Consider the following 20,938-nt stretch of genomic DNA (forward strand, 5'->3'; position numbering starts at 1 on the left):
AAATAATAGATACTACTGTAAACACTTTCAACACTACGCATTACTAACATCTAGAAACATTATGGATAGAAATACACCGGACTGGAGGGGCGTCTGTGCCATTTTTTATGATTTTAATCGTTGTGTCCTTTGTTTTCTACATGTATTTAAAAGTAAAATACGTACGTTCGAAACGCCCAATGGAACGAAAGTGGATTTCCGCTAAGTCGAGTATTTGTCTTGGCTCTTTTGTATTATTTTTTGGAATCAATCAATGGTTTATTTACGAAACAAGCCTTTCGCTTATCATCGGCATACTATTTGTATTATTCGGTTCAGGCAGCATATTAGCAGGTATCAAAGCTTACAAGTACTATCAGCCTTATGCAATAAAAGAAGCTGGTCAAATGTAAAAGAAGCTGCAAAGCAGCTTCTTTTTTTATACTCTTTCCAATAACTGAGCCATCATCATCGCTTTCCCTACTACAACCCCGGCATTGTAGACTTCTACATCTAATTTAGCAAACTTCCGACCAAGTTCTAATAGCTTAGGGCGAATTTCAATTACGCTTTCAATTTGAACTGGCTTAATAAAATAAACGGTGATGTTTTCAATAACCAAATCACCTTTTTTATATAAGCGAAGAACACGATTGGCGGCTTCCGTTACAATAGTAGTGAAAACTCCGTATGAAATAGTCCCCATATAATTCGTCATTTGCGGCGTTACTTCACAGCGATACACCGGTGCTTCTTTTGTCTCTTGCACGTCCATAAATTGATTGGTTACAATGTCGTCAATAGTTTCTCCTACCTGCGGTTGACGCTGAATCATTTGCAGCGCCTTTAAAACATCTTGACGGCTGATAATGCCCTCTAGCCGGTGGTAATCATCCACTACAGGCAGCACTTCAATCCCTTCCCATACCATCATATGCGCAGAAGAAGCGACCGATGTTTTCCCGTGAACCGTCATCGGATTTTTCGTCATTACTTTTTCAATTGAAGTAGAAAGGTCATATCCAATAACATCTTTTGAGGTGACCATACCGTGAACTTTCATATGCTGATCCACTACAGGAAAACGACTGTGGTGAGTCTTATCGTTACATTCATGCCATTTTTCAATCGTATCGGTTAACTGCAAGCTAACCGCTTCAGAGATAGGTGTTAAAATATCCTCTACAAGCACAATTTCTTTTTTTATCAGCTGATCATAAATAGCACGATTAATCATCGTTGCAACTGTAAACGTATCATAGCTCGTTGAAATAATAGGAAGCTTAAGATCATCCGCAAGCTTCTTAACCCATTCTTCCGTATCAAAGCCGCCCGTAATTAACACGGCTGCTCCTGCTTCAAGAGCTAATTCATGAGCGTTTACTCGATTCCCTACGATAAGAAGGTTTCCGGCCTCGGTATATCTCATCATAGCATCAAGCTTCATCGCTCCAATAACAAACTTGTTTAACGTTTTATGCAAACCTTCACGTCCGCCCAGCACTTGTCCATCCACGATGTTTACTACTTCAGCAAACGTGAGCTTTTCAATGTTTTCTTTCTTCTTTCGTTCAATTCGAATGGTCCCAACTCGTTCAATCGTTGAAACATATCCTTTATTTTCCGCGTCTTTTATTGCTCGGTACGCCGTGCCTTCACTGACATTCAGTTCTTTGGCAATTTGGCGCACTGAAATTTTTTCACCAATTGGAAGCGAATCGATATACTGTAAAATTTGCTCATGTTTTGTCGCCACGTGTACTTCACCCTTCTAAAACGTTTTTACGTTTCATATGTCTTTTCTTTTATTATACGGGGGAAGTGAAATGGATTCAATCTAACCTCTTTGACGCAAAGGCTTTCTTGCCCTATTTTTTTGAATACCTGCCTTCTTGCGGCGCGGTGCATAAAGCAGTGATGACAAATTGCCTCCGGCTACAAAAAGAGCAAAGGTAAGCCAGCTTATGCTAAAAACCCCTTGCAAACTCGAAGTTGTTAACACTAAGTGCGGCATTGCATAGTAAAGCATCACTCCGCATAATAAAAGCGATAAAATAACTCGATTTTTTTCCATAGCTCTCCCTCCTTATTATTACTATCGTATGCAGGGAAGTAAAAAAAGCAGAACGTTTCTTTACAAATAAAAAGAGATTAAGACATAACTGCATCGATTCAATCTAAAGACGAACAAATGTGAGGCATGAGCTGAACCGCTTGTGACACCGCAGTTGATTTGCGTGCAAGACTTCGCTTTCCGCGGGAGTCTTCGTCTTGCCCTCCAATCAACAGCTAGAAGCCGCTACATATATGAAACTTCCGTTCACCTTAACAATAAAAAAAGAACGGGTAATCGATATTATCGATTACCCGTTCTTTTTTAACTTTAACTGAAATCGTTTTGTCCCCGCCTTTATTTATGATTAAAGATCCAATCCTTCTCCAACTTTTAATACTTTTCCTTCAATACCAGATAAAGACTCAACAAATTGATGAGGATCTTGCTTAATTACAGGAAATGTATTGTAGTGAATTGGCACAACAAGCTTTGCCTGCACCCATTCCGCTGCGATAGCCGCATCTTCAGGTCCCATTGTAAAGTTATCTCCAATTGGAAGAAATGCTACGTCAGGCTCATGGCGACCAATTAACTTTAAATCAGAAAATAAAGCCGTATCTCCAGCATGATAAATTGTCTTTCCTTCAATAGTTAAAAGCAAACCAGCCGGCATTCCTGTATAAATAATTTTCTCATTATTTTCTGTATAACTTGAACCGTGGAAAGCTTGTGTCAATTTTACCGTACCAAAATCAAATGTATAGGCTCCTCCTATGCTCATTGGATGTACGTTTAAGCCTTGCCAGCTAAGATATGTAGCTAATTCTGCTACTGCCACAACAAGTGCACCGCTGCGCTTAGCAATTTCCACCGTGTCGCCTACATGATCATTATGGCCATGAGTCAGTAAAATCACATCTACTTTTACATCTTCAGCATTTAAATCTGTTAATTCATTTCCAGTGATAAACGGGTCAATTAAAATTGTTTTTCCTTTTGTTTCAATTTTAACAACAGAATGTCCATGATAAGAAACGTGCATCATATATTCTCTCCTTTTACACTAACCTTTTCTATATTCTACCCGTCTGTTTTGGTTACAAAACAAGTGAATACGCGGCTATCATATCACAAACTGCGCAAAAACATGCCTTATTATGCTTGCTCTAATAAAGTTGTTGCATCAGCGTAAGTGAGACCGTGTGCATCTGCAACAGCCGCGTAAGTGACAAACCCATTTAAGGTGTTGATGCCTTGAAGAAGGGAAGGGTTTTTTAAGCACGCTTTTTTATATCCCTGATTTGCTATTTGCAGAGCATAAGGAACCGTTACGTTGGTCAGCGCTAAGGTCGACGTACGTGGAACAGCTCCAGGCATATTAGCAACAGCATAATGCAAGACCTCATGCTTCGAATAAGTCGGGTTATCGTGAGTGGTAATGCGATCAGTTGTTTCAAAAATCCCCCCTTGATCAATAGCAATATCAACTACAACGGACCCTTTTGACATCGTTTGAACCATTTCCTCGGTGACAAGCTTGGGCGCTTTAGCTCCTGGTATGAGAACCGCTCCTATCACTAAATCTGACTCTTTTACAGATTGTGCAATATTGTAGTGATTTGACATTAATGTCGTCACTTCTTTACCAAATAAATCATCAAGCTGGCGAAGGCGATCAGCGTTTAAATCAATTATTGTAACATCAGCCCCTAATCCGACCGCAATTTTAGCAGCGTTGGTTCCTGCTACTCCTCCTCCAATAATTGTTACTTTTCCTCTTTGCACGCCTGGAACTCCACTTAATAAAATCCCTTTGCCACCTTTGGTTTTCTCCAAAAATTGAGCTCCAATCTGAGAAGACATTCTTCCTGCAACTTCGCTCATCGGAGTTAACAGAGGCAAGCTTTTGTTTGGAAGCTGTACAGTTTCATAAGCGATGCCTATCACCTTTTTATCAATCAATGCTTTCGTTAATGCTTCTTCAGCTGCCAAATGTAAATAGGTAAACAAAATAAGTCCTTCACGAAAATATCCGTATTCTTCTGAAATCGGTTCTTTTACTTTCATAACCATTTCAGCATCCCATGCTTCTTTTGCAGTATTTACGATAGAAGCTCCTGCATTTGTGTAATCTTCATCATGGAATCCAGAGCCTTCTCCTGCCTGTGTTTCAATATATACATCATGCCCACCGTTAACTAAAGCTGTAACACCAGCTGGAGTAATAGCCACGCGATTTTCATTGTTTTTTACTTCTTTCGGCACTCCAATTTTCACCTTTATCCCTCTTTTCTTATATCAGTGATTAACTAAAAAAAGAACGCCACACCAAATCCTTTAGAAAACCGGATTTACTATGACGTTACCTTTCGATAGAGCTCAGCATAATCCTGCTTTTCTTAGTCTATATACAGTATATGCATCTAGTTATTCATATAGTTCGTTATCACTCTGTGCTTCTGGATTTTCCACTACAGAAGCCATAGCATCGCCAATGACGCCGCTTGAATAAGAATCCATTAGCTGTCTTGATGTCTCTTTTTCTCCTTCAAAATCATATTCATATACATGCTGCGGATGTTTTTTGTCTTTCATATGTCACTTCTCCTTTTTCACTTTATTTTCTTTATGAATGTAAACTTTACTTCATAATCCCTTACTTGATCTTTTCTATTTTCTTCTTAAATGCTCTAGTTATACCATTTATCTCACATCAAAAAACGCCCGCAGATTTTTCTGCGGACGTTTTGATAACTTTTTTATATCGATGTTTTTTCATGCAATTCATCTTTAGCTAGCTGAATTGCTTTTTTTACTTGTTCAAATCCTGTTCCTCCCGCGCTATTGCGGCGATTAACAGCTGTTTTTGGACTTAATACATGATAGATGTCTTCCTCGAATAAATCTGACGCTTCCTTATATTGTTCAAGCGGCAAATCCATTAGGTAGATATTTTTCTGAATACAAACGAGAACCAGTTTCCCAACCACTTCATGTGCTTCACGAAACGGCATACCTTTTGAAGCAAGATAGTCAGCTAACTCCGTTGCATTTGAAAAATCTTGTTTCGTAGCTTTTTCCATAACATTTGTTTTTACTGTCATTGTTTCGATCATGCCAGCAAAAATGGTCAAACATCCTTCAATCGTTGTAACCGTATCGAACATGCCTTCTTTATCTTCTTGCAAGTCTTTGTTGTATGTTAAAGGCGTGCCTTTTAACACAGTCAATAGGCTAAATAAATGACCATATACTCGTCCTGTTTTACCACGAATTAACTCCGCCATATCAGGATTTTTCTTTTGAGGCATAATACTGCTGCCCGTTGCGTACGTATCATCCATTTCAATAAATTGAAATTCTTGACTAGACCATAAAATTAACTCTTCACAAAAACGAGATAAATGCATCATTAAAATAGAACTGTTGCTTAAAAACTCTAAAATAAAGTCACGATCGCTGACAGCATCCATACTGTTTTGATAAATCCCATTAAAGCCTAGAAGCTCAGCGCTATAGTGACGATCAATTGGGAATGTTGTACCAGCTAAAGCTCCTGCTCCCAAAGGAGATAAATCAATACGCTTCAGCGATTCTGCATAACGTTCAGCATCGCGCTTGAACATTGAAACATAAGCCATTAAATGATGAGCAAAAGAAACCGGCTGCGCGCGCTGCAAATGTGTGTAGCCTGGAAAAATGGTTTCAACATGCTGATCTGCTTTTGTAAGCAATACATCTTCTAGATTTTCAATCAGACCTACAATTTGCTGAACATGCTTTTTTAAATATAAGTGCATATCTGTAGCAACTTGATCATTACGGCTTCGACCCGTATGAAGCTTCCCTCCAACCGGACCAATTTCATCAATTAATAACTTTTCTAAATTCAAATGAATATCTTCATATTGAGCAGAAAATGTTAATTCTTTCTTCTTAGCTTTTTCAAGCAGTGTTTGAAGGCCTTTTTTAATTTGTGACGCTTCATCTCCAGAAAGAATACTGCATTTCTCAAGCATTGTTACATGTGCTAAACTGCCTTCAATATCTTCTTCTACAAGATGCTGATCAAATGAAATCGACGCACCGAACTCGTCAATCCATTGTTCAGGGCGTTTTGTAAAACGCCCTCCCCAAAGTTTGGTCATACCGTTGTCACCTTCTTTTGATTTACCATGCTGCTCACTTGTGTTGGAAGTCCCCATAATGAGATGAAACCAACTGCTGCATTGTGATCAAATTCATCTTCTTTTGTATATGTTGCAAGTTTTTCATTGTATAAAGAATTAGGAGATTTACGTCCCTCTACGATAGCATGCCCTTTAAATAGTTTTACTCTCACTGTTCCGTTCACATATTGCTGTGTATCTTTTAAGAATGCAAGCAGTGAATTTGTTAATGGAGAGAACCATAAACCTTCATAGATAACTTCTGTTAATTTTTTTTCAATCACTGGTTTAAAGTGCGCTACTTCTTTCACTAATGTTAAATCTTCAAGCTCTTTGTGTGCTTTAATTAATGTCATAGCAGCTGGACACTCATACACTTCACGTGATTTAATTCCCACAAGACGGTTTTCTACATGATCAATACGTCCGACTCCGTGCTTACCTGCAATTTCATTCAATTCTAGAATTAACTGAGCTAGCGTGTAAGATTGACCATTTAATGATACTGGAACACCTTCAACGAATTCAATTTCTACTACATCCGCTGTGTCCGGAGTGTTTTCAAGAGAAGCCGTTAGGTCATATGCTTCTTCAGGTGGAGCTGCCCAAGGATCTTCAAGAACGCCACACTCGTTACTTCTTCCCCACAAGTTTTGGTCAATTGAAAATGGGCTGTCTAAGTTAATTGGAATTGGAATATTCTTTTCTTTTGCATACTCGATTTCTTCTTCACGAGACCATTTCCAATCACGAACAGGAGCTAAAACTTCTAAGTGTGGATTTAATGCTTTAATTGATACTTCGAAACGCACTTGGTCATTTCCTTTTCCCGTACATCCATGTGCGACAGCTACTGCATTTTCTTGCTCTGCTACTTCTACAAGCTTTTTAGCGATTAGCGGTCTAGATAGTGCAGATACTAATGGATATTTTCCTTCATATAATGTGTGTGCTTGAAGTGCTGCTAACGCAAATGTATTGGCATATTCTTCTTTTGCATCAATCACATATGATGATACTGCTCCAACTGTTAATGCTTTTTCTTTAACGAATTTTAAATCTTTTCCTTCGCCTACATCTAAACAGCAAGCTACCACATCGTACCCTTTTTCCTGTAACCATTTAATTGCAACTGATGTATCTAAACCTCCGGAATATGCTAAAACAACTTTTGGATTACTCATTATCTATTCCTCCTACAAATTATATATATATTAATACAACCGTTTTAATTTTTATTCATTTAATCTACTATTACTTTAACAACTTTTTAATCTATTTTCAATAGTTATTCAAAAAAAAGTATATAAATTCACATTTATTTTAATTTAATAGGGTAAAATCTCTTAAAATACTGTAAAAATAGACATGAATGAATATGCCTTTCTTACATACTGTGTATATTTATATGCATAAATCAAGTATAAATGATTTATTTTTCACTTACAGTAGCTCTGGCTTTTGTCATTGTATAAAATGGAAGGGAAGAGGTGAAAAAATGGAGCACTTTTTTACTTATGACAACAGACTCGGTATAAAAATTCCTGCTCTCGAAAGAGAATGGACATTCTATTCTGAAAAAGTTCAGCAGGATATCCTCCTAACATGGGAATCCATTCGGGGGCAGATTCCAGACAAAATTCAATCTTTAGAAAAGAGTATTAATCAAAAACAAGCGGCGTTAGAAGATGAGACTAATTTTATCCGCTCCTGTGAATTAAATAGCGAGATAGGAGAACTTGCTTCTATTATTAATGATTTGTGGATTTGGTATCGAACAAATGAGGAAATATCAAAAGAAGTTCACGGATAGACAAAAAAACGAGTCTCATGAAAAATTAATGAGACTCGTTTTTCTTATCCAGCAAATAGCGGTATTGGTAAAAGCGCTTCGCATAATCTGTCACTTGTTTGGCCATTCGATAATTCATCCCTCCGCCAACCATCATACTCACAATTGGCAAACGATTATAAACTTTTCGCTTCGCAGCAAATATAGCTAGCGTTTTCCCAATTTGTACAACGATTTTTTGCAGCCACGTTTTATCTACAATTTGATCAACACCTTCATAAAAATACGGGTCAAATTCTTGGCTTAACTCACCCTTTAATTGATGCCAACCCTCAGCCTGAAGGTGTCTAGGTAACGTTGCTGCATGGAACACTTTTAGCGTTAGCATAAGCTCTGAAGGAGTCTGGATATGATAGCCGTAGCTCATTGCTGCCTGTTGCACCGCTTGAATATTCATGCATAAAACAGCAGGTATATCAATACCGACTAGCAGCGATTGTCCCGTTCCTGAAAGTGCTCCTTGACTCAGCGCATACAACCGAAGCTTGGCCATTTGCTGTTCGCATATATAAGAAAGCTGATCTACTTGAAGGGAATTCATTTCTGACAGCTCTGTGATATCCTCTTTGAATACACGAGCGGTTTCAATAATTCGTTTTGTCGCTTGAGTTTGCATTTCCGTACCTTGAATTAATGCGGTTAACTGAAAGAGTCCTTCATCAATTTTATGTAAATAGGTCTCACGAACAGAAGCTGGAATTAAGTTAAGCCCTTTTTCTAACCACTCTTCGTACAATAACTCCATCTCAGTTGCTTCTACACTCTGTAAGCTCTCTTCCCATTTATAGATTTCTTCTAAAAGCTGTTCTTCGCGATTCGTTAGTATCATCATGTCACCCTTTCAAGAAATAAGTAGTTTTATTTTTATTATAACAAATAATGCATCCGTTACATTTTGCTTCCTATATTATTTCTTTCTTCTATACGTTGTAAACCTTCTTTCAATCGTTAGCTACTTACGCTATATAAAAAAGCTGATTTCCTAACAAGGAAATCAGCTTTTCGTTAGTTTGCCTGACAATTTATGAGAATTCATGCATTGAAGAGGCACTTTATGAACTTAAATATTCGCTAAACGAGTAACGTCACGTGCAATCATAACTTCTTCGTCTGTAGGAATAACCATAACTTTAACTGGAGAATGAGGGTAGCTAATAAATGCTTCTTCTCCTTGTACACTATTTAAAGCTGGATCCCAATAAACGCCCATGAACTCTAAACCGCGAAGAACGCGAGCACGTACAACATCACTGTTTTCTCCAATACCTGCTGTGAAGATGATTGCATCTACACCAGACATACGAGCAGCATAAGAACCGATATATTTATGAATACGGCTAGCAAATACTTCAAGTGCTGTTTCAGCGCGTTCATTGCCTTCAGCGCTTGCTTTGATTAGATCGCGTAGGTCACTAGAAATACCAGATACACCTAAAAGACCACTTTCTTTATTTAATACATTTAATACTTCGTCAGCAGTTTTTCCTGTTTTCTCCATAATAAATGGAATTAATGCAGGGTCAATGTTACCTGAACGAGTTCCCATTGCTACACCAGCTAATGGCGTGAAGCCCATTGATGTATCAATTGACTTGCCGCCTTCAATTGCAGCGATACTTGCACCGTTACCTAAGTGACAAGAAATTAAGCGCAATTGTTCGATCGGACGGCCAAGAAGCTCAGCTGCACGCTCAGAAACATATTTATGAGATGTGCCGTGGAAACCGTATTTACGAACGCCATACTTTTCATAGTACTCGTACGGTAAGCTGTACAAGAATGATTTTTCTGGCATTGTTTGATGGAATGCTGTATCGAAAACTGCTACAGCTGGAACATTTGGAAGAATATCTTGGAACGCTTTAATTCCCACAATGTTTGCTGGGTTGTGAAGCGGTGCTAAATCAGATAAAGCTTCAATTTCCGCTAGTGTTTCATCTGTGATTAAAACAGAATCAGCAAATTTCTCTCCGCCGTGTACTACACGGTGACCTACACCAGTGATTTCATCGTATGATTGAATGATGTTTTGAGAAAGTAACTTTTCAACTAAAATTTTAACTGCAACAGCATGGTCAGGGATTTCTGTAATATCCGTTTGTTTTTCACCATTTACCGAGATCGTGAAAACAGCGTTATCTAAACCAATTCGTTCTACTAAACCTTTTGTTAATACCGTCTCACTTGGCATTTCAAATAATTGAAACTTAAGTGAAGAACTGCCGGCGTTGATTGCCATGATTTTTGACATAAAAAAACAGCTCCTTCTTTATTATACGTGCATCATAAACATAACGAACAGAACATAAAAGTGTAATCTCTACAATATTCTATGCATTTCGACACGATTTCTATCCTTATTCATTTAATCATTCACGACAATAGATTTCAAGAGCTATACACCATGAAAACGCTACCGGAAAATATTCATTATTTTCGAAAAAGACTTACTTTTTATTCACTCGGAACCATTGGTCCATTTGAGCCATAATATCACTCATTGCTTCCCGATTACTGAACTTCGGCAAATTCACAAGCAGCGCGTTCTCAGGTGCTGTTACTCCTTCTCCCTGCTTTTGAAGAACCATAATACTTTTAGCAGCCTGCTCTTGTTTGAACATTGAAAGTGGCAGCTGAATAATCCCTTGCACGATTGCTTCCTCTTTTAGCAACGGCTGTAATAAATGAGACTGTTCAGATTCAAACAAGTTATTTGGAATAAGGGCTACTACGTATCCTCCATCTTTTACATGACGCAAGCTTTGTTCAATAAATAAGTGATGAGCATAGGTGTGACCTTCTTCAGCTCTTACCTTATACTCTTTTACCCCTTCGTCGTTTGGATAATAACCAACCGGAAGGTCACAGACAACTAAATCAACAGGATCAATAAAAAGCGGCTGTAAGCTGTCTTGATTGAATAATTGAACGCCGTGCTTCTGTAAATTTGCATTTACATATGTTAATTGAAGTAATAAATCATCCACGTCTACACCGTATACGTGTTCAATTGACGCAGCGTGTGTGTTTAAAATGGTTGTTAATAAGTTCCCTGCTCCTACTGCGGGATCTAAAAGCGTATATTTATCTTTTCCTGCCATGAACTTTCCAACTAGATAGCTGACAAATAGTCCTACAGCATCAGGCGTCATTTGGTGGTTAGGCTGAACTGCTTCTTTCATGCCTTTTAAAATAGCTAGCTGATACGCTTTTCGAATCGTTTCTTTTTCAAAATGATCAAGCGTGATTGAATCGTATTCTTTTTTTAAACGTTTTTTAGTTACCTCATCTAGCTCTTCTTGTAAAATAGTTCCTTGAAACAAATTTTCTCCCGTTTCAGCTACTGCTTCTAAATATACGCAGTTTAGTTCTTTTCTTAAAATAATAGCTGTTTGATCAATTACACCAAATAGCTTTTCCATACTAGCTAACTGACTCATATTCTGCCTCCTGTGTAATGAAATAATATCTATATAAATGAGTAAACGTCCTATTTGGAACATCATATTTTATCATAAAAACTTCTTAAAACACAAAGAAGGCGAAAAACATTGTTTTCCGCCTTCTGCCGAACGCCACTGACAATCTTACTTAGCTGTTTTAGCTGCTTCGATTGCCGCTTCGTAGTTCGGATGCTCAGTTACTTCTGGTAAGTACTCAACATACGTTACGTTGTCATTTGAGTCTACTACAAAGATTGAACGAGCTAATAAGCGTAATTCTTGAATAGCTACACCATATGCTTCTCCGAAAGATAAGTCGCGGTGGTCAGATAAAGTTTGAACATTATCAATGCCATTAGCACCGCACCAGCGCTTTTGAGCAAAAGGTAAATCTACGCTTACTGTTAATACTTTTACGTTATCTAATTTAGCTGCTTCTTCGTTGAAGCGGCGAGTTTGCGCATCACAAACTCCAGTATCAATAGAAGGAACTACACTGATTAGGCGAACAGAACCCTTTGTGCTGTCAAGCGTTACTTCTGATAAATCATTTGCTAAAACCGTAAAGTTTGGCGCCTTGTCTCCAACCTTCACTTGATTTCCTAATAATGTTACATCGTTACCTTTAAATTTAGTCACGAATAATTCCTCCTTTAAATAAGTATGTACACTGTTCATATTAGCTTGTCTGTCTCTATATTGCAATTAAATGACATACAAAACATGGAGCTGTATCCTAAAAAATAAGCGCAATAAAAAAAGACTTTGCCTGCTTCTTTTACGATTTAAAGAAGCAGGCAAAGCTTTATATTATTTCTACAAATTAAAATCATTTGAACTGTCATGATGCTGATTTTGTTGATTGTGCTGATCCTGCTGATGATTGTTGCGCTTGAACATTTGCTGCACGCGTTCAATTGCTTGAGGTGCTGTATCTAGAATCTTTTCATATAAATGTGTACTTTCGTTAAGGTGAAGCATTTTAATTCCGCTTCCACTCACAATTAAAAAGGCGATGGGCGTAATTGATACACCGCCACCGCTTCCTCCGCCAAACGGATGACTTGATTCTTGCTGATGCTGTCCTGGAGAAGATGGTGCATGCCCTTCTACTCCAAACTCGCTTCCGCCCGCTGCAAAACCAAACCCTACTTTTGATACAGTTAAAATAACACTGCCATCAGGTGTTTCTACAGGATCACCAATGATTGTATTAACATCAATCATTTCCTTTAAATTTTCCATAGCTGTCGACATTAAACTTTTAATTGGATGTTCTGCCATTAAGATAACCTCCTTATGTTTTCACAGAGTGTGTCTTGTTCTTATTTGACGACTTCCATCTTTTGCGACGCTTTTTGGACGTATGCCGCCAGTATCTCAAGGTCCGTAAACCTACTAGAATAGCTTGACCAACTCGAAAAGAAATTATGCACTCAAATACCGTTTCTGACCAAAGATGTTGAAATACAGGAGTAACGCTCATGACAGGCATATCTTTTAATTTCATATAACGGCTGATTATACCAACTATGCCCCCCTTTGCAGACCACACAGCCCCGGTAAGGACGCCTGTTAACGCAGCGTCACCTAAGCCGAAACGGCTGTGCCATCTAATATCACTTACCGTCACTTTCTGTAAGAAACGACGAAAAATTTTATGAAAACCGACTACCTGTTCAAGGAATTGCTTCGCATTTTCTAACATGCTTAGCCCGTCTTCTACAGAATAATCACTCCATGAATTCTCGTCTTCTTTTCCTTGATCACCCATTCCTTTCTTCTTTTCAACAAGCAAACGAGGAGAATCTTTTTTCACTTTCACTACCGGAATTTCATATGTATAGCGAATAAGACCAAACCAAGCCCTGAGTCTCACTCTGTAATAATCGTTATCTCGGACATGGTGAAGATCTACAAACAGCGTGATTTTTGTCCATATAATAAGTATAATAACAATTAAAAGTGCTAGCAATATCCATAAAAGCCATAGCACATCCTTCACTCCTTCTTAGCTTCACATTATCTCCAAAACACAGAATATTAAACCTTATGGAAACAATAAAAAGAAGTTGATGAGATATAACGAAATGAATCCAATCTCAGGACGAACAAATGGGATACATGAGCTGAACCGCTTGTGACACAGCAGTTGATTTCCGTGCAAGACTTCGCTTTCCGCGGACGGGCGCTGAGCCTCCTCGTCGCATACACTCCTGTGGGGCCTCACCTGCTCCGCTTTTCCTGCAGGAGTCTTCGCCTTGCCCTCCACTCAGCAGCTAGAAGAATCTAAACTAATAAAACCTGCGTTTACCATAAAAAAACGAACCACTAATCAAAAGTCTTGATCAATGGTTCGTTTTTCACTTCGTCTAAAATCCTTTTATTCTAGCCTCTTTTGATTATCTGCTGATTGTACCTTCATGTATGACAGTTGTATCTGCGTAGTAATCGTGTGCTCCTTGCTTCTTAGGTAAAAACGCAACTAATAAATAGCCAAGTAAAAAAACTGTTTTAGAAATATAGCGTCCAACTCCTTCACGAAACAGCACAACAGGCCAAGTTAAAGTGGAGTCTTTCAGCGATACTACTTTAAGCCCAAACACCATCTTTCCAAGCGTTTGTCCAAAATACTTGGTCATTAAAACAAAATAACCATAAAAGATAATAACCGTTACAATCGTATAGGGAGAAAAAAATCCATCTCCTCGAGAAATACCTGCTAAATGGAAAATAGGCTTGATCAGCAGAGAGTTCAAGCTAGCTACCACAGCTAGATCTAAAAGATATGCCCAAAAGCGCATCCAAAAGCCTGCATAATGGAAGTCACTACCTATTGGCGTACTTACCGCTGGCTCATGTTTTATATTGTCGTTTGATTCGGTTGAATGAGACTGATTTTCCATGTTCCCACCTCTATTCTGCATATAAATACATCAGACGCGGAGAGCTTGGCTGCGCAAATGTTTTTAACATTGCAGTAACTTGTTCATCTCCACCTATTACTTTTTGCATGCTCATTGAAAGCCAAGAAGGCAGTCCGAATCCTTGATTGTATTGAATTACTTGTGCACCTTTTAACTTATAATCTTTCTCCATTCCTGTTACCGCATCTTCAAAATAGCCTAGTTGATCGACCAGCTTCAGCTCTTTAGCCTGACGTCCATCGTACACTCGTCCATCTGCGATAGAACGCACTTTTTCTTTAGACAAGTGACGTCCCTCAGAGATAACATTGACAAAACCATCGTACGAGTTGTCTACAAGTGTTTGCATAATTTCTTTTTCTTCTCCGGTCATTTCTCTTGTTGGAGACATAATATCTTTATGAGCTCCGCTTTTAATCACGACAGATTCTACTCCTAGTTTATCAGCCAGCTTGCCGTAGTTAACGCTTTGCATAATTACACCTAGTGAACCTGTTAAAGTGTCCGGGATTGCATAGATTTTGTTAGCCGCTGTTGAAATGTAATAGCCTCCTGAAGCAGCCATTGATCCCATTGAAATATACACTGGCTTTTTCGTTTCTTTCTTCAGCTCTTCAATTTTTTTATGTATTTCAGCACTTTCAACGACGCCGCCGCCCGGTGAATTCACCTTAATAATGACTCCTTTAACTGTCTTATCATTTTTTGCAGCCTCTAGCTGCTTTAAAAATGCTTGGTGGTTATAACCATTTTGGGACATAAGCGGAGAGGAACCGCTTCCTGTATCTTGAATCGTTCCATTGACCTCTAGCACTGCAATTTTCTTAGCTGCATTCCCTTTTTCAATAACTGTTTCTGATAGTTCGCTGTCGTCTCCTCCAAAGATGCCTGCCAGACCGTCATCTTTTTCTTCTTTGACTGAAAAACCAATATTAACAATCGCAGAAAAAATGAATAAGCAGGCCGCAATTAAAAGAGCAATCCACCTTTTTTTATTCATGAAAATCCTCCTTTTTAGGTGTCAGAATTAAAAGATTATTCTTTTAATTCTTAAAGCAATAATGCTATAATTATTGTAACAAACTTTTTTTAAAAAGTTTACTTTATCGCTAATATTTTACATATCAGACAAACAAGGGGGAACTATCTATGCCAAATCGTCGCAACGTTTATTTCTTTCATCCAAAAAACCAGGAAACAAAGGCGCTCGTAAGTCCACTTATTGAACTTGCAAAACAATATGACTTTCAAGTAGTAGATCATTTCGACAGCGCTAGCATCATTGTAAGTATTGGCGGTGACGGAGCTTTCTTACAGGCTGTCCGTCAATCTGGCTTTCGAGATGACTGCTTATATGCTGGTGTCACAACTTCAGATCAACTAAGCTTTTACTGCGATTTTCATATCGATGAAACGGATAAAATGATTGAAGCTATTACGACAGAAAATATAGAAGTACGTCGATTTCCCGTTTTACAAACTCAAATTGATCAAGGAACTTCTTTTTATTGCTTAAATGAATGTTCGATTCGATCAGGAGTTATAAAAACACTCAGTCTAGATGTTTTTATTAATGAAAATCACTTTGAAACATTCCGTGGGGATGGGATGATTATTTCAACACCAACAGGCAGTACGGCTTATAATAAATCGGTAAGTGGAGCCGTAGTTGATCCGTTAATTCCTTGTATGCAAGTCAGCGAATTGGCATCGTTAAATAATAATAACTATCGTACATTAGGATCTTCATTCATTCTAAGCGCTGAGCATACGCTCACTTTAAAACTATCCAATGACAACAATCACAGTCCAATTATTGGAATAGATAACGAAGCATTAAATGCACGTCAAGTTGATCAAGTTCAAATTCGTTTAAGCGACCGTCAAATTAAAACGGTTAAGCTGAAAGATAACTCTTTCTGGCAAAGAGTTAAGCGTACGTTTCTATAATAAAAAGCGCCCTTGGGCGCTTTTTATTTTTGATATACAATTTCTCCATTAATAGCAGTCATCTGCACCTGTACCCCTGGAATATCATCTGCAGGTATCTCAAACAGATCTCTTTCTAATACGGTAAAATCAGCTACATAGTCTTTTTGAATATATCCTTTTTTATGCTCTTGATGAATGGCCTGCGCGCTTCCTAATGTAAACAGCTGAACAGCTTCAAATACAGTGAGTCGCTCAGAAGGTATGTAAACGACCGAGCTGTTCGGAGAAGTTTTTCTAGAAACTGCTGCATGAATCGTTAACATGGGATTGATAGGTTCAATAGGCGCATCCGATCCGCCTGCACACATAACGCCCTCGTCCAATAACGTTTTCCACGCATAGCAATAGTCCAAATGCTCTTCTCCAATTTTTTCAATAACCCATGGAAAATCACTGGCTAAAAACCGAGGCTGGATATCCAGCACAACCGGGAGCTTTTTTACACGATCAACTAAATCTTTTCGTAGGATTTGCGCATGAATAATACGATCTCTTTGCCCTGTTTGAGGAGGATATTGTTCGATGCTTTCTACTACATATTGAAACGCTAAATCACCAATCGCATGAATTGCAACGGTCATATTCAATTCCCTCGCTTTTCTCACTAGCTGTTTTAATTCATCGAGTGATTGAATAGCTACACCTCTTGTAGAAGGGTCGCTTTTGTATGGAAAGCTTAAAAGAGCAGATTGACTGCCGAGCGAACCATCAGCAAAAATCTTCATTGGCCCTATTTCAATAAAAGCGGATGTGTCTTTCTTTTCTTCAACGTATGTATACATATCATCTACAGCTTCATGATGAACAAGTAAATGAGCACGAAACAGCTGCTTTTCTTTATGAATAACGTCTTGAAATGCTTGATATGTACGCAAAAAGCCTCCATAATAATTTAAATCTTCCGTATGTCCACCCGTCAATCCGTACTGAACACAATCTTTAATAGCTACTGAAAGAGCTTGTCGAATGTATGCTTCCGTTACTTGAGGAATATGAGCCGTTACTAATTCTTGCGCTTGATCAGCCAAAAAACCAGTAGGATTTCCCGCTTCATCCCTCTGGATAATACCTCCTTCCGGGTCGCGTGTTTCAGCTGTAATCCCGGCTATTTTAAGAGCAGTCCCGTTTACTACTAATCCGTGACGACAGACTCGCTTCAACATAATAGGATGTTCTGTTGAAAGTTGATCAAGATCTTGATAGTGAATCAAAGAGGAATCTTCCCACTGATTTTCATCCCAACCTTCTCCAATTACCCATTCTCCTTTTGGTGTACTCTCTACTTTTTGCCGAACGCGCATCAGCACGTCTTCCCTAGAAGTAGCTTGAGACAAATCAAGCCTAATGAGCTTTTCACCATGACCAATTAAGTGAAGATGGCTATCTACAAAGCCCGGATACATTGGATATCCCTTGAGGTGTACTTCATTGTCAATCTCAGCACCCCATTTGATTCTTAGATCTTCTTCTGCGCCTATATCTTCAATGAATCCTTTTTCAATATATACGCTTTCTACATGCTCATCTTCTTTTAGCATCGTATATATTTTGCCTCCGTAAAATAAAGTCCCCATCGCCAACATCTCCTTTACTTTATAAAGCTTGATCTTGTCTCTATTATACGTGACAAAACAAACAAGACAAAAGAGTGAGGTTTCCCCCACTCTTTTTAGCCATCATTATTTAGTTAATATGACTTATTTACCACCAAGTTGTTGCTCAGCCATTTGAACTAAGCGTTTAGTGATTTCTCCACCAACAGATCCGTTAGCGCGAGCTGTTGCTTCTGGTCCAAGATTTACACCGAATTCAGAAGCGATTTCGTATTTCATTTGGTCGATAGCAGCTGCTGAACCAGGAGCTACTAATTTGTTTCTGTTTGCCATGTGTTTTCACCTCCTTGTTGAATATAGATTGTGTCAAAACACATGGCATCATACATTATTTTTTTGGTAATTTTATGAAATTTAACTTTTAAAATAAATCTTCTACGCTGTCTGCGGTATTTGTAGCCGAAGAAGCTGTCATCTCAAGCGTTTCTACATTATTTACCGCTTCTTGAATTAATGTTTCAAAATCATAAAATTGTTCGTATCGATTTATTTTTTCACGCTTTGGCTTCGTTTTTGGTGAGCTTGGCGTAAAAATTGTACAGCAGTCTTCATACGGTCGATTCGAAATTTCATGTGTATCAATTTTGCGGGCAATTTCAACAATCTCCGTTTTATCCATTGTTACAAGCGGACGCAAAATTGGCGTATTAGTCACTTCATTAATCGCATACATGCTCTCAACCGTTTGACTAGCTACTTGCCCTAAGCTGTCGCCAGTTACGATAGCTAACGATTCATTTTTTTCACGAATAAGGTCCGTGATTCGAAGCATCATACGGCGTGTAGAGGTCATGGTATAATTCTCTGGAATTTGCTTTTGAATCGCTTGCTGTACAGCTGTAAACGGTACAATGTGAAGCTTTACTTTTTCGTGATAAGCCGTTAATTTTTGCGTTAAATCGATGACCTTTTGCTTAGAACGTTCACTTGTAAAAGGCGGACTGTAAAAATGAACCGCTTCTATTTCTAAACCGCGCTTCATGGCTAAGTATCCTGCAACCGGGCTGTCAATTCCTCCAGAAAGCATCAGCATCGCTTTTCCACTCGTACCAACTGGAAGACCTCCTGCTCCGCGATAATCAAAACATGTAATATACGTTGCTTCACTTCTCACTTCTACTCGTACATTTACGCTTGGTTCTTTTACGTTTACCTTTAGATGCTCTGTATTTCGTAGAATATGACTTCCTACTGCATAATTTAATTCGTTTGTATCAAGAGGAAATTGTTTATACGCTCTCCGAGTAGATACTTTGAATGTTTTTCCTTTTATATCAAATTCTTTCATTGCTTCTAACGCTGCTTCTTGAATCGCTTCAAGCTCATTTTCAACTTTTAATGCTAAACTAAAGCTTTGAATACCAAAGATTTGCTGAAGACGTTCGACGATAGGCTCGTGATTTTCACCGTTTAAGTGAATATACATGCGGTCTCTTGTGTATTTTACGTGAATATTTTGGAATGCACTAAGAGCCGTTACGATATTTTTTCTTAGCTGGGCAACAAATTTTTTTCTATTTTGTCCTTTGGTTGAGATTTCTCCGTACCGAATTAAAATATGGTTATATATCATAATCATTTACCTCATTACTTTCTTTAGATCTTCAATTACTGTGAAAATAGCATTTACAATGGGCGTTACTTCATTATAATCATTTAAGCCTGACAAGCTTAATCGAATGGATTGATCGGCTTCTTCGTAATTTTTACCGATAGCTAAAAGCGTTTTGCTTGGCTTTTTTCGCTTTGATGAGCAAGCTGATGTAGTGGATACAAACACTCCTTTTTCTTCAAGAGCGTGAACAAAAACCTCACCTTTAATACCTTGTGCTGTAAAATTTATAATATGAGGTGCCGAATGCTCATTCGGCGTATTAACCGTGATTCTTTCGTGAGCAGAAAGTTTGTCCATCAGTTCTGCTTTTATTTCCCGCATTTTTTGCTGATTTTGAGCAGCATGTTCAAGTGTTAAACGAAGTGCTTTAGCAAATGCTACGATTCCCGGCACATTTTCCGTGCCTGATCGATGCTGCATTTCCTGAGAGCCTCCGCTAAGCAGCGGATGAAGCTGAACTCCATTTCGTTTATATAAAATTCCCGTCCCTTTTAAGCCGTGAATTTTGTGCCCTGATAATGTGCATAAATCAATTTTATGATCCGCTAAAGAAAGCGGAACTTTTCCAATCCCCTGCACATGATCGACGTGAAAAAGCACCTTGGAATAGTTCGTCAGCATCTGTCCAATTTCTTCAATTGGCTGAATGGTGCCAATCTCATTATTTACATGCATAACAGATACTAAAATGGTTTCATCCGTAATAGCTGATTCAATAGCCGCAGGTGATACAAAACCACTGGAATCTACCGGAACATACGTAACGTTAAATCCTAGGACTTCTAACTGCTTGAATGGTTCATGAACAGAATCATGTTCAATATTTGTCGTAATGATATGCTGACCTCGGCTTTTATATTGCATCGCTACGCCTTTAATAGCCAAATTATTTCCTTCCGTTCCTCCAGATGTAAAGATAATTTCATTTGACGATACGTGCAGCAATTCTGCTACTTGCTCACGCGAACGGCTCAACAAATTCTCCGCCTGTACGCCAAACTGATGGAGGGAGGATGGATTGCCATAATAAGTTGTAGCTACTTTGGTAAAAGATTGTATGACTTCGTTATAGGGTTTTGTTGTAGCGCTATTATCTAAATAAATCAAGGATGCGCGCCCCCTTCTTCATTTTTTCGGAACAACGTATTATCATAACATACCTTAATACTTTTTTAAATTAGGTTTTGCCTTAGTAATCATAACAAGGATAGACGATCTTTTCAAAGCTATTTGCCACTTTATAAGCAAGGTCTCCCCTTGCTTATCCTAACAGTTGCTGCCGTATTTATAGA

At 38.4% G+C, this 20,938-nt stretch carries 22 protein-coding genes; 3 read left to right on the plus strand and 19 right to left on the minus strand.

The window, feature by feature from the left end; all coding sequences use genetic code 11:
- The first annotated feature begins 95 nt into the window (after positions 1-95).
- Positions 96-392 carry a YtpI family protein gene (locus OK414_RS25010; RefSeq protein ID WP_013085203.1) on the plus strand — a complete coding sequence of 99 codons (297 nt, stop codon included), beginning with the start codon at positions 96-98 and terminating at the stop codon, positions 390-392.
- A 26-nt stretch (positions 393-418) separates the two neighbouring features.
- On the opposite strand, the gene OK414_RS25015 is transcribed toward OK414_RS25010, so the two are convergent.
- The 7 genes from OK414_RS25015 to OK414_RS25045 form a co-directional block, all read right to left on the minus strand.
- Complete coding sequence (locus OK414_RS25015) at positions 419-1,735, minus strand: CBS domain-containing protein (RefSeq protein WP_013059459.1); 1,317 nt, start codon at positions 1,733-1,735, stop codon at positions 419-421.
- Positions 1,736-1,816: 81 nt separating this feature from the next.
- The gene (locus OK414_RS25020; protein WP_128819500.1) at positions 1,817-2,053 is read right to left on the minus strand and encodes a hypothetical protein; all 237 of its coding nucleotides are present in this window, start codon (positions 2,051-2,053) and stop codon (positions 1,817-1,819) included.
- Between the two features lie 346 nt (positions 2,054-2,399).
- Positions 2,400-3,077 (minus strand): metal-dependent hydrolase, encoded by a 678-nt coding sequence (locus tag OK414_RS25025; protein WP_034654962.1) that lies wholly within the window; start codon positions 3,075-3,077, stop codon positions 2,400-2,402.
- A 113-nt stretch (positions 3,078-3,190) separates the two neighbouring features.
- Complete coding sequence (gene ald, locus OK414_RS25030) at positions 3,191-4,312, minus strand: alanine dehydrogenase (RefSeq protein WP_016765722.1); 1,122 nt, start codon at positions 4,310-4,312, stop codon at positions 3,191-3,193.
- 150 nt (positions 4,313-4,462) lie between these two features.
- A complete protein-coding gene (locus tag OK414_RS25035; protein ID WP_013059463.1) occupies positions 4,463-4,630 on the minus strand; it encodes a hypothetical protein in 168 nt (55 codons plus the stop codon).
- A gap of 164 nt (positions 4,631-4,794) precedes the next feature.
- The gene (argH, locus tag OK414_RS25040; protein ID WP_013059464.1) at positions 4,795-6,183 is read right to left on the minus strand and encodes an argininosuccinate lyase; all 1,389 of its coding nucleotides are present in this window, start codon (positions 6,181-6,183) and stop codon (positions 4,795-4,797) included.
- Positions 6,180-7,388, minus strand: coding sequence for an argininosuccinate synthase (locus OK414_RS25045; RefSeq protein WP_013059465.1), 1,209 nt, complete (start codon positions 7,386-7,388; stop codon positions 6,180-6,182). Before OK414_RS25045 ends, argH begins: the two co-directional genes overlap by 4 nt.
- 314 nt (positions 7,389-7,702) lie before the next feature.
- Here OK414_RS25045 and OK414_RS25050 point away from each other — a divergent pair, with 314 nt between their 5' ends.
- Positions 7,703-8,017 (plus strand): hypothetical protein, encoded by a 315-nt coding sequence (locus OK414_RS25050; RefSeq protein ID WP_034648645.1) that lies wholly within the window; start codon positions 7,703-7,705, stop codon positions 8,015-8,017.
- Between the two features lie 25 nt (positions 8,018-8,042).
- Here the strand turns inward: OK414_RS25050 and OK414_RS25055 are convergent, their stop codons facing one another.
- The 8 genes from OK414_RS25055 to sppA all read right to left on the minus strand — a co-directional run bounded on the left by OK414_RS25055 (position 8,043) and on the right by sppA (position 15,426).
- Positions 8,043-8,888 carry an EcsC family protein gene (locus OK414_RS25055; protein ID WP_234943467.1) on the minus strand — a complete coding sequence of 282 codons (846 nt, stop codon included), beginning with the start codon at positions 8,886-8,888 and terminating at the stop codon, positions 8,043-8,045.
- Positions 8,889-9,116: 228 nt separating this feature from the next.
- Positions 9,117-10,307 (minus strand): acetate kinase, encoded by a 1,191-nt coding sequence (locus tag OK414_RS25060; protein ID WP_013059468.1) that lies wholly within the window; start codon positions 10,305-10,307, stop codon positions 9,117-9,119.
- Positions 10,308-10,503: 196 nt separating this feature from the next.
- Positions 10,504-11,496: a class I SAM-dependent methyltransferase gene (locus OK414_RS25065; RefSeq protein WP_013085210.1), complete on the minus strand. Its 993-nt coding sequence runs from the start codon at positions 11,494-11,496 to the stop codon at positions 10,504-10,506.
- A gap of 147 nt (positions 11,497-11,643) precedes the next feature.
- Positions 11,644-12,138 carry a thiol peroxidase gene (tpx, locus tag OK414_RS25070; RefSeq protein WP_013059470.1) on the minus strand — a complete coding sequence of 165 codons (495 nt, stop codon included), beginning with the start codon at positions 12,136-12,138 and terminating at the stop codon, positions 11,644-11,646.
- Positions 12,139-12,315: 177 nt separating this feature from the next.
- Positions 12,316-12,783: a GerW family sporulation protein gene (gene ytfJ / locus OK414_RS25075; RefSeq protein ID WP_016765725.1), complete on the minus strand. Its 468-nt coding sequence runs from the start codon at positions 12,781-12,783 to the stop codon at positions 12,316-12,318.
- 13 nt (positions 12,784-12,796) lie between these two features.
- Entirely contained in the window at positions 12,797-13,495 is a 699-nt protein-coding gene (locus tag OK414_RS25080; protein WP_016765726.1) for a DUF2953 domain-containing protein, read from the minus strand.
- Positions 13,496-13,901: 406 nt separating this feature from the next.
- Positions 13,902-14,405 carry an RDD family protein gene (locus OK414_RS25085; RefSeq protein ID WP_016765727.1) on the minus strand — a complete coding sequence of 168 codons (504 nt, stop codon included), beginning with the start codon at positions 14,403-14,405 and terminating at the stop codon, positions 13,902-13,904.
- A 10-nt stretch (positions 14,406-14,415) separates the two neighbouring features.
- Positions 14,416-15,426 carry a signal peptide peptidase SppA gene (sppA, locus tag OK414_RS25090; protein WP_016765728.1) on the minus strand — a complete coding sequence of 337 codons (1,011 nt, stop codon included), beginning with the start codon at positions 15,424-15,426 and terminating at the stop codon, positions 14,416-14,418.
- A gap of 149 nt (positions 15,427-15,575) precedes the next feature.
- On the opposite strand from sppA, the gene OK414_RS25095 reads away from it, so the two are divergent.
- Positions 15,576-16,376 carry an NAD kinase gene (locus tag OK414_RS25095; protein WP_016765729.1) on the plus strand — a complete coding sequence of 267 codons (801 nt, stop codon included), beginning with the start codon at positions 15,576-15,578 and terminating at the stop codon, positions 16,374-16,376.
- 23 nt (positions 16,377-16,399) lie between these two features.
- Here OK414_RS25095 and OK414_RS25100 read toward each other — a convergent pair whose 3' ends face one another.
- The 4 genes from OK414_RS25100 to OK414_RS25115 all read right to left on the minus strand — a co-directional run bounded on the left by OK414_RS25100 (position 16,400) and on the right by OK414_RS25115 (position 20,753).
- Positions 16,400-17,992, minus strand: a complete 1,593-nt coding sequence (locus OK414_RS25100) for an amidohydrolase (protein ID WP_095378900.1) — start codon at positions 17,990-17,992, stop codon at positions 16,400-16,402.
- Positions 17,993-18,115: 123 nt separating this feature from the next.
- A complete protein-coding gene (locus OK414_RS25105) occupies positions 18,116-18,304 on the minus strand; it encodes an alpha/beta-type small acid-soluble spore protein (protein ID WP_095378902.1) in 189 nt (62 codons plus the stop codon).
- An 88-nt stretch (positions 18,305-18,392) separates the two neighbouring features.
- Positions 18,393-19,604, minus strand: a complete 1,212-nt coding sequence (thiI, locus tag OK414_RS25110) for a tRNA uracil 4-sulfurtransferase ThiI (RefSeq protein ID WP_263045132.1) — start codon at positions 19,602-19,604, stop codon at positions 18,393-18,395.
- 6 nt (positions 19,605-19,610) lie between these two features.
- On the minus strand, positions 19,611-20,753 hold the full coding sequence (locus OK414_RS25115; RefSeq protein WP_016765732.1) for a cysteine desulfurase family protein: 1,143 nt from the start codon (positions 20,751-20,753) through the stop codon (positions 19,611-19,613).
- Positions 20,754-20,938: the final 185 nt, after the last annotated feature.

It is taken from the genome of Priestia sp. JV24 (genome assembly GCF_025910025.1).
In the GTDB taxonomy this organism is placed as follows: Bacteria; Bacillota; Bacilli; order Bacillales; family Bacillaceae_H; genus Priestia; species Priestia megaterium.

What these genes read in the sequence shown, in the direction of transcription:
- OK414_RS25020 (WP_128819500.1), bottom strand. Translation starts at nt 2,053, where the DNA reads ATGGAAAAAAATCGAGTTATTTTATCGCTTTTATTATGCGGAGTGATG.
- OK414_RS25025 (WP_034654962.1), bottom strand. Translation starts at nt 3,077, where the DNA reads ATGCACGTTTCTTATCATGGACATTCTGTTGTTAAAATTGAAACAAAA.
- OK414_RS25035 (WP_013059463.1), bottom strand. Translation starts at nt 4,630, where the DNA reads ATGAAAGACAAAAAACATCCGCAGCATGTATATGAATATGATTTTGAA.
- argH (WP_013059464.1), bottom strand. Translation starts at nt 6,183, where the DNA reads ATGACCAAACTTTGGGGAGGGCGTTTTACAAAACGCCCTGAACAATGG.
- OK414_RS25045 (WP_013059465.1), bottom strand. Translation starts at nt 7,388, where the DNA reads ATGAGTAATCCAAAAGTTGTTTTAGCATATTCCGGAGGTTTAGATACA.
- OK414_RS25050 (WP_034648645.1), top strand. Translation starts at nt 7,703, where the DNA reads ATGGAGCACTTTTTTACTTATGACAACAGACTCGGTATAAAAATTCCT.
- OK414_RS25055 (WP_234943467.1), bottom strand. Translation starts at nt 8,888, where the DNA reads ATGATGATACTAACGAATCGCGAAGAACAGCTTTTAGAAGAAATCTAT.
- OK414_RS25060 (WP_013059468.1), bottom strand. Translation starts at nt 10,307, where the DNA reads ATGTCAAAAATCATGGCAATCAACGCCGGCAGTTCTTCACTTAAGTTT.
- OK414_RS25065 (WP_013085210.1), bottom strand. Translation starts at nt 11,496, where the DNA reads ATGAGTCAGTTAGCTAGTATGGAAAAGCTATTTGGTGTAATTGATCAA.
- ytfJ (WP_016765725.1), bottom strand. Translation starts at nt 12,783, where the DNA reads ATGGCAGAACATCCAATTAAAAGTTTAATGTCGACAGCTATGGAAAAT.
- OK414_RS25085 (WP_016765727.1), bottom strand. Translation starts at nt 14,405, where the DNA reads ATGGAAAATCAGTCTCATTCAACCGAATCAAACGACAATATAAAACAT.
- sppA (WP_016765728.1), bottom strand. Translation starts at nt 15,426, where the DNA reads ATGAATAAAAAAAGGTGGATTGCTCTTTTAATTGCGGCCTGCTTATTC.
- OK414_RS25095 (WP_016765729.1), top strand. Translation starts at nt 15,576, where the DNA reads ATGCCAAATCGTCGCAACGTTTATTTCTTTCATCCAAAAAACCAGGAA.
- OK414_RS25100 (WP_095378900.1), bottom strand. Translation starts at nt 17,992, where the DNA reads ATGGGGACTTTATTTTACGGAGGCAAAATATATACGATGCTAAAAGAA.
- OK414_RS25105 (WP_095378902.1), bottom strand. Translation starts at nt 18,304, where the DNA reads ATGGCAAACAGAAACAAATTAGTAGCTCCTGGTTCAGCAGCTGCTATC.
- thiI (WP_263045132.1), bottom strand. Translation starts at nt 19,604, where the DNA reads ATGATATATAACCATATTTTAATTCGGTACGGAGAAATCTCAACCAAA.